Here is a 7,374-nt window from a genome sequence, read left to right as displayed (position 1 = left end):
CACCTACTGCCCACCCCCTACCGCTCCTGAGCGGCAGAGCTGGTCGGAAGAGGCCCGCAGCGCAATCCAGTACCTGGAGCAACGGGCCGATCGGATGGACTACCCGGCCTATAAAGCCCGGGGCTGGCCCATCGGTTCAGGCCAGGTGGAGGGGATGAACAAGCATGTCATCGGTGCCCGCATGAAACGCTCGGGGATGCAGTGGAGTCGCCCTGGGGCTTCGCGCACAGCAGCCCACCGCGCCCAGCTATGTAGTTCCCATCCGCTGGTGGCCTTCGAGGCCCTGAGGTGGAGGGCTTTCCCTGTACGGAATTGCTGAGATGCACCCCCTTGGTTTTTGCTTTCTAGCTCGGAATGTCTAGGTGGCAACTTGAGTTAATATACTATTGCACACTGTTAGAAATACTAGAGTTTATCTCCACGGTGTCAAGAAGACAACTTTTGGCTTTGCAGTTTTGTTCACAGGTTCTGGCACAGGGCTTGTTGTGCTGCGGTATGAAAAAGTATCGGATGCGGCTTAGGTTGTAGCAGCGCTTTGGAGGCTCCGCATAACCCAGGCGGGCTTCGAGGTAGTGGGATCCGGCTTCGGCGTACTCGCCTGACCGCGCCAGCAGCACACCCAGGTCGCAGTCTGCGCTCGACCCGGCAAACCCTGGCGGCCTCGAGGAGCCTCAGCAGGTCAGGACAGGGCTGGCGGCAGGCCAGGTAGTTCTTCAGCCCCTCGAGAAAGAGGTCTTCGCCGTAGCGGTTGCTGAACTTGAGCAGGTCGGCCAGGGTCTTCTCGGGGCCGTAGACCTTGAGGCGATGACTCCCGACCTCGGCCTCGTGCTGGCGGTAGACCCCCCGCTGGATGCGCTCGAACCTGCCCTGCTGAACCCAGCGGGTGAGCAGGTACGGCTCGACCCCCACCGCGTCAGCCTACCTGCAGATGACGATGCCAGCGTGCTGGCGGAGGAGGCGCTCGAGGGTCTCCATAAACTATAGGTGGTTTAGGGTAATGAAACTGGCATTCCGTCTGGGGGCCTGTGTACCCTCCCCTGCCCTGATAATCAACCGAGGCCATCTAGCGTGCGCATCAGCTCTTGGATGAACGTTGCCAACCGCAGACTGATCTGGGCCTTCAGCGCGGCTTCGGTAACCTCACGGGGGTTCATCCTGCCCGACTCGAAGGCTTCCAGAAGGCCGCTGTAGTAGCGGGTAGGTAGCTGCTTGCCCATAACCAGACTCAGCACGCGGATTGCCTTGCTAGCTCGCCCTTTCGCATCCAAGCTCTCCCACTCCGCGTCCATCTGCTGCTGTTTGCGCTCCTCCTCCTGGCGCGCCATCTCGACCTGCCTTAGCCGGGCGGTCTCGCTTCTTACCCGCCGGCTGCGCGATACAAATCCCTCGGGATCGACATATTTCCCCTCGTCGTCCCTTATTACGTCCACCAGGAACCCAGCCCGGTTGCGCGGGGCATACCCGGCCTGCAGAATGGCCTCAAAGCGGGCGATCCGCTCCTCGATATGCGCCAGGTTGTAGCTGGCAATGAGGCTATACACCACCGGACGCGTCACCCCGTAACCAGCGAGCCGCTCCACCACCTCGCGGGCCTCTTCGCGTATGGAGGGCTGCTTGGCAAAGGTGTAGATCACCTCCTGCTGGGAACCCCGCCCCACATACTCCACATCGGATAGGTAGCCCCGCTCGATGAGCTCCCGGTGGGCCCCCTCCAGAGTGCGTCGCACCCGAGTCGGGGTCTGATCCACAATCTTGCAGGCCTTGGCCCACTCGATGATGTTGGTGCGAAACTGGGTGACCTCAGCCCCATCCGACGAGACCCGCTGCACATCCAGCAAGCGGTAGAGGGCCCGGGTCAGGGGGCGATCCAGGCTGGTGAGGAACTCGAGGTCCAGCGACTTGATGTACCGGGCACGGATAGACTCAACGATCTCCCGGGCCAGGCGGATCTTGAGGACACTTTGGCCCGAGAGGCCCAGGCTGCTATCTTCGCTGGTGTACTCCAGGTGATCGATGTAGCGAAACTTGACGGTGGTCCATCGCTTATTGCTGTGCCAGGCCTCGCTGGCAGTAAAGGTGGCCGTGGTCAGGCGATCGAGGCTTTCCTTCAGGGCCTGATAGTAGTGCCCACTGGTATCCCAGCCAATGAGCGACAGGATGCGATAGGCGGTCGTGACAATGGTGCCATCCTCCGGGTAGCCAGCCTCCTGGTATAGCGTGATCAGCGCCAGGCTTACATCGTTGTCGAGGCCGTGCGGGACACCACCGTGCTCGGCCACCGCCACGCAGGATAGCCGGGCCTGACGTCCATCAATCTGGAAATCGATGGTCCAGCTGGTGTAGTCAGGGGGTATACGCTCCTGAATACTGATCAACCCGAGCCGCGCCACGTTGACTTCATCAAAGCGCCGGATCGCGCTGCTATCGCTCGGGTATTTCTCGGCCATAGGGCTAGATTATAACGCTGGTGGCGCTAAGTACACGACAAAAGCTGAAAAACATGCCGGCTTTCATCATATGCAGTTATCATATGCAGTAGAACGAAACCCCAAGGATACCCAGCCCCATTCCATACCTGATGCAAGTACCTGACCTGCGGGCCCACAACACCACCTACGACTGGCGCATGCTGTTCATGCTGGTGCTGATGGCCCTGGGCAGCGGGCGTACCAACGTGCTGGCCATAGCCCAGTGGGTAGAGGATCAGCGGGACTGGCTGCTGGCACAGGGCTTCGGGCGGCGCGCGGGTGGTAAGGCCCTGCCTGCCCAGGCCACCCTCTATCGCTTTGTGTGGGCTTTGGAACAACAGGTCACCGCTTTGGAAGAGGCCCTGAAGGCCTGGGCGCTGGAGGTGCTCAAGGTGCTGGACCCAGCCCATCCGGGTCAGATGGTGGTCAACCTGGACGGCAAATACCTCAAAGGGAGCGCCCGCCGGGGGTGGGGGATCAGGCTTTGCTGCTGGTCAGTGCTTATCTGGGACAGTTAGGTCTGAGCCTGTGGCAAGGAAAAGCCCTGGGGGAGGATGCTTGTCGCACCCGCAAAGCTGCCCAAACCCTGGCTGCCTTGCGTAACCTCCTGCTAGGCTTTCTGCATTTGTGCGGTGTTCCCGCTCTACGCAGCCTTCGGCGCTTCGCGGTCAATCCCATGCCCTTGTATCGTTGGCTAATGGGGTGTATATGATAAAAGCCTGAGGAAACCAAGTAGAAGGTTGCGCAGAGCGGCGAGGGACTGGGCGGCTTTGCTCTGCAACCGGCTCAGATAAGCCGAGACCAGTACGATGGCTTTACCCCGCACGCCACCCCGCGCGCTGCCCTTGAGGTGTTTGCCATCCAGGCTGATCTCCAGCAGTCCCCCTTCCTGGTGTTGACCCAGGGCGTGCAGCACATCCCTGCCTACGCATCTCACCTGAAACGGTCAAGAATCACCTGGTACCGATATATGAGAAGCTCTGGCAAGTGAAGCCGCAACCGCGGCCCGGCGATGCCGGTACTCAGGGGCACCGACACCGCAAGCGGGTGCGCTTGCTGGCGCACCTGGCTTTGGGCCTGGTGGCCTATTGGGTTGATTGAGCTACAACGAGAGCGGCTGAAGTAGAGTTTCTACCAGTGCCGACGGAGACTGATGACGGGAACGCTGACCCTGGATTTAAGCCCTCTGGAAGCAGCTTAGTCGTTGGCGCGTAAATCCAGGTATTCATCACAAAACGGTCATAGAAGAGATGATGCCCTGCTGACGGTCAACTGAAAGTCTGTACAAAGCGGAAATTGCCCGCACCAGGAGTTGGCATGGCTGTAGAACTCAAGCAACCGGATTTTGAGCGCAAACACCCGATTCCCAAATCCCCTGTGCGCCTGGGTGGAGAGACCCTCGAGGCCCTCTTTTTGCTCATTCCCGGCCTGGTGTTGTTGCTGGTCTTTCTGGTCTGGCCCACCCTGAACGCCTTCTGGCTCTCGTTTCACCGCGAAAACCTCCTGGGCACCCAGCGCGACTGGGTTGGCCTGGCCAATTACGCCGAGATGCTGCAAGACCCCGCCTTCTGGCGCTCGGTGGGGGCTACCTTTTTGTTTGCCGCCATTGTGGTCCCGGTGCAGATACTCCTGGGGCTGACCGCCGCCCTGATGGTGGCCCGGCCCTTTCCGGGGGTTAACGTTTTCCGCACCCTGTTCTTCCTGACCACCGCCGTACCCACTGCGGTGGCCGCCGTGGCCTGGGGCTGGTTTTTGCACCCGATTGGGGGGGTGGTGAACCGCTGGCTAGAGGCCCTGGGTCTGCCTCCCCAGCCCTGGCTCACCAGCGTGGAGCTGGCCCTGCCCACCCTGGCCATTGTAACGGCTTGGGCCGGGGTGGGCTTTACCGCCATTTTGTTGACCGCGGGCCTGCAACAGATCCCCGAGGACCTCTACGAGGCTGCCCGTCTGGACGGAGCCAGCGCCTGGGCCCAGTTCTGGCACATCACCCTACCCATGCTCTCCCCCACGCTGTTTCTAGTCGCCCTCCTGACCATGCTCAGCAGCCTCACGGCCTTCGGCCAGATTCACCTGCTCACCCGCGGCGGCCCCGCCGAAAGCACCATGGTCTGGGTCTACCGCATCTACCAGGACGCCTTCTTCAACTTCCGCTTCTCCTACGCCTCGGCCCAGGCGGCGGCCTTGTTCCTGGTGCTGCTGCTCTTGGCAGGTTTGCAGTTCCGCTGGTTTGGAAGGAAGGTGCACTATGGGTAGGCTTCCCCGCTGGCTGGCCCGGCCTTTGTTCTATCTGGCGCTGGGGGTGTATGCCTGGCTCTTGGTGTTGCCCCTGCTGACCCTGCTCTCGGCCAGCTTCCGCAGCGATGCCGACCTATACGCTCCGGGTCTCTTGCCCCCCCGGCCTACCCTCGAGGCCTACCAGGAGGCCCTGCAAAAACACCCGGTGGGGCGCTACCTGCTCAACAGCCTGGTGGTCTCGCTCAGCGTGACGCTGGGAGTCTTGCTGGTCTCGGCCAGCATGGGCTATGCGCTGGCCCGGGTACGTTTTGTGGGGCAGAGCCTGCTGTTTGGCTTTGTGGTGTCTTTGCTGCTGATCCCCGGTGAGGTGACCTTTTTACCGCTGTACCTGATGGTGCAGCAGTTTGGCTGGATCAACACTTACTGGGCCCTTACAGTGCCCTTTATTGCCGCGCCGCTGGGCATCTTCCTGCTGCGCCAGTTCATCAAGAGCCTACCGCAAGACCTGTTCGACGCAGCCCGCATAGACGGGGCCGGCCACCTGCGCATCCTGTGGCATGTGGCCCTGCCGCTGGCCGCTCCGGCCCTGGGCGCGCTGGCTGCTCTAACTTTTTTGGGTACCTGGAATATGTACCTCTGGCCGCTGGTGGTGATTAACAACTCCAGCATGCAGACCGCCCAGATCGCCATCGCGCAGGTGGTGAGCGTGGAGGTGACCAGTTGGAACGTGGTGGCCGCGGTCTCGATTTTGGTCTTGCTACCTACTTTGTTGGCCTTTCTGCTGGCCCAGCGGGCCTTCGTACGGGGTATCGCGCTGGGCGGGCTCAAAGGATAAGTATCGGGAGGCAACACATGAAGAAGATTTTCGTGGCACTACTGGCAGCGGGCGCACTGGGCGGACTGGCCCAGGCCCAGCGCATCACCATCGACTTCTGGCACTCCATGGGCGGGGTGCTGGGCGAGGCCACCGAGGCCCTGGTCAAGGACTTCAACGCCTCGCAGAACCGGGTCACGGTACGCAGCCAGTTTGTGGGCTCCTACGACGACGGCCTCAACAAACTGCGGGCGGCCCTGCAGGCCGGGGGCCAGGGGCGGCCCAACGTGATTCAGGTCTACGACATTGGGGCGCGCTTCATGGCCGACTCGGGCGCCGTGCTACCCCTGGAAGACCTGGCCCGGGCCAACAACTTCGACCTCTCGCAGTTCGTCAGCCAGCCCCGCAGCTACTACACGGTGGACGGCAAGCTCTTTGGCCTGGCCTTCAACAGCTCCAACCCCATCCTCTACTTCAACGCCCAGGCCCTCGAGCAGGCCGGCATCCCCTACCGCAACACCTGGAGCCTGGCCGACCTCGAGGCCGCCGCGCGCAAGCTGACCATCAAGGACGCCTCCGGCAAGACCACCCGCTTTGGCCTTTCCATCCCCATTGATAGCTGGTTCATGGAGCAGTTCAGCTACAACTCCGGCCAGTTTTTCTGCAACAACGAGAACGGACGCAGGGCCCGGGCCACCGAGGTGACCTTCAACAACCCCGCCGCGGTGGCTTTCCTGGACACCTGGGCCCGGCTGGTGCGTGAGGGCGTGGCCGCCAACACCGGACGCAGCTGGGCCGACAGCCAGGCCCTCTTTGCCCAGGGCAACGCGGCCATCGCCATCTACTCCACCGCCTCGCTCACCGGGGTGCTGCGCCAGGTGGGCAACCGCTTCCCGCTGCGCACGGCCTTTTACCCCTACCTGAACGAACGCAACGGCACGGCCATCGGGGGGGCCGCGGTCTACCTGATCCGCGGCTTCAGCGATGAGCAAAACGCGGCCTCCTGGGCCTTTATCCGCTACTTGCTGCAGCCCGAGACCCAGGCCAAGTGGATCATCGGCACCGGCTACTTCCCGGTGGTGAAGGGTGTGACCGAGCTTCCCAGCGTGCGCCAGGCTTACGTGCGTCAGCCCAACTACACCACCGCCCTGCGGCAGCTCGAGACCTCCAAGGTCAACACCGCCTCGGCGGGCTGCCTGATGGGTGGCTTCACCGAGATCCGCCAGATCGTGCAGTCGGCCATCGAGGAAGCCCTGCGCGGCAAGCCGGCCCAGCAAGCCCTGGACGAGGCCAAGCAACGGGCCGACCAGGTGCTGGCCCGCTACAACGCCAGCGTGCGGCAGTAGCACCGAGCCATGAGGCCCCTCGAGCTAGGGCTCGAGGGGCTTTTCACTACTGCCACGAGTACAGCGCCCGCAAACGCGGAGTTTTTTATGCTGGTAGGCCTGCATCCGGCTCAAGAGCTCGTCCAGCAGCGCCACCGCTTCCAGCAGTTGACACTTCCACGTGCTTCTCGCCACGGTGTAGCGGGGCGTGGGAGTCTGAACCTCCCCGCCGGGTAGCCGGGTGAGCCTTGCGGCTCTCCCAGCCCCCTCAGAACCGTGCGTGCGACTTTCACCGCACACGGCTCAAGCCTTCAAGCCCTTGTACCCAACTCGCTGATGGTGCGCGTGATGGCACCAGCGATGCACCAACATCCGGTTGTCTAACGTGTTCTGTCCCCCAGCGTGTCTCGGCTTGACGTGGTGGTCGTCCATATCCTCCACTGCAAGCGGAAGACGGCACATACCACACACGCTGTCTTGACGGCGCAGGAGTTCCAATTTGTCTTTCTGGTGAATCTGTCGCGCAATCGTG

At 62.2% G+C, this 7,374-nt stretch carries 8 protein-coding genes and 2 pseudogenes; 6 read left to right on the top strand and 4 right to left on the bottom strand.

Annotation, left to right across the window (positions count from 1 at the left end; genetic code table 11):
• Positions 1–319: pseudogene (locus Q355_RS16935) on the top strand (hypothetical protein); the annotation flags it as partial.
• Positions 320–459: 140 nt separating this feature from the next.
• Here Q355_RS16935 and Q355_RS16270 read toward each other — a convergent pair.
• Positions 460–909, bottom strand: a complete 450-nt coding sequence (locus tag Q355_RS16270; RefSeq protein ID WP_027878169.1) for a type IV toxin-antitoxin system AbiEi family antitoxin domain-containing protein — start codon at positions 907–909, stop codon at positions 460–462.
• Between the two features lie 140 nt (positions 910–1,049).
• A complete protein-coding gene (locus Q355_RS15970; RefSeq protein WP_036259551.1) occupies positions 1,050–2,447 on the bottom strand; it encodes a replication initiator protein A in 1,398 nt (465 codons plus the stop codon).
• Between the two features lie 131 nt (positions 2,448–2,578).
• Here Q355_RS15970 and Q355_RS0112970 point away from each other — a divergent pair, with 131 nt between their 5' ends.
• Positions 2,579–2,986: a transposase family protein gene (locus Q355_RS0112970; RefSeq protein WP_027878168.1), complete on the top strand. Its 408-nt coding sequence runs from the start codon at positions 2,579–2,581 to the stop codon at positions 2,984–2,986.
• A 176-nt stretch (positions 2,987–3,162) separates the two neighbouring features.
• On the opposite strand, the gene Q355_RS0112965 is transcribed toward Q355_RS0112970, so the two are convergent.
• Positions 3,163–3,405: a hypothetical protein gene (locus Q355_RS0112965; protein WP_211247178.1), complete on the bottom strand. Its 243-nt coding sequence runs from the start codon at positions 3,403–3,405 to the stop codon at positions 3,163–3,165.
• A gap of 74 nt (positions 3,406–3,479) precedes the next feature.
• Here Q355_RS0112965 and Q355_RS16795 point away from each other — a divergent pair.
• The 4 genes and pseudogenes from Q355_RS16795 to Q355_RS0112945 form a co-directional block, all read left to right on the top strand.
• Positions 3,480–3,669 (top strand): annotated as a pseudogene (locus Q355_RS16795) (IS701 family transposase); the annotation flags it as partial.
• 116 nt (positions 3,670–3,785) lie between these two features.
• Positions 3,786–4,721 carry a carbohydrate ABC transporter permease gene (locus Q355_RS0112955; RefSeq protein ID WP_051529432.1) on the top strand — a complete coding sequence of 312 codons (936 nt, stop codon included), beginning with the start codon at positions 3,786–3,788 and terminating at the stop codon, positions 4,719–4,721.
• Positions 4,714–5,538, top strand: a complete 825-nt coding sequence (locus Q355_RS0112950) for a carbohydrate ABC transporter permease (protein WP_051529431.1) — start codon at positions 4,714–4,716, stop codon at positions 5,536–5,538. The genes Q355_RS0112955 and Q355_RS0112950 overlap by 8 nt, the downstream gene beginning before the upstream one ends.
• A gap of 17 nt (positions 5,539–5,555) precedes the next feature.
• A complete protein-coding gene (locus tag Q355_RS0112945; protein ID WP_027878164.1) occupies positions 5,556–6,863 on the top strand; it encodes an ABC transporter substrate-binding protein in 1,308 nt (435 codons plus the stop codon).
• A 282-nt stretch (positions 6,864–7,145) separates the two neighbouring features.
• On the opposite strand, the gene Q355_RS17030 is transcribed toward Q355_RS0112945, so the two are convergent.
• Positions 7,146–7,374, bottom strand: a 229-nt coding sequence (locus Q355_RS17030) for an HNH endonuclease (RefSeq protein ID WP_036259548.1), incomplete at its 5' end; no start/stop codon positions are given.

The organism is Meiothermus cerbereus DSM 11376 (assembly GCF_000620065.1).
In the GTDB taxonomy this organism is placed as follows: domain Bacteria; phylum Deinococcota; class Deinococci; order Deinococcales; family Thermaceae; genus Meiothermus; species Meiothermus cerbereus.
Note: the sequence above shows the minus strand (reverse complement) of the source record. Positions and strands in the feature narration are given on the sequence as shown.

Excerpts from the sequence above, each read along its gene's own strand:
- Q355_RS0112950 (WP_051529431.1), top strand. The coding sequence starts at position 4,714 with ATGGGTAGGCTTCCCCGCTGGCTGGCCCGGCCTTTGTTCTATCTGGCG.
- Q355_RS0112955 (WP_051529432.1), top strand. The coding sequence starts at position 3,786 with ATGGCTGTAGAACTCAAGCAACCGGATTTTGAGCGCAAACACCCGATT.
- Q355_RS0112945 (WP_027878164.1), top strand. The coding sequence starts at position 5,556 with ATGAAGAAGATTTTCGTGGCACTACTGGCAGCGGGCGCACTGGGCGGA.
- Q355_RS15970 (WP_036259551.1), bottom strand. The coding sequence starts at position 2,447 with ATGGCCGAGAAATACCCGAGCGATAGCAGCGCGATCCGGCGCTTTGAT.
- Q355_RS0112970 (WP_027878168.1), top strand. The coding sequence starts at position 2,579 with ATGCAAGTACCTGACCTGCGGGCCCACAACACCACCTACGACTGGCGC.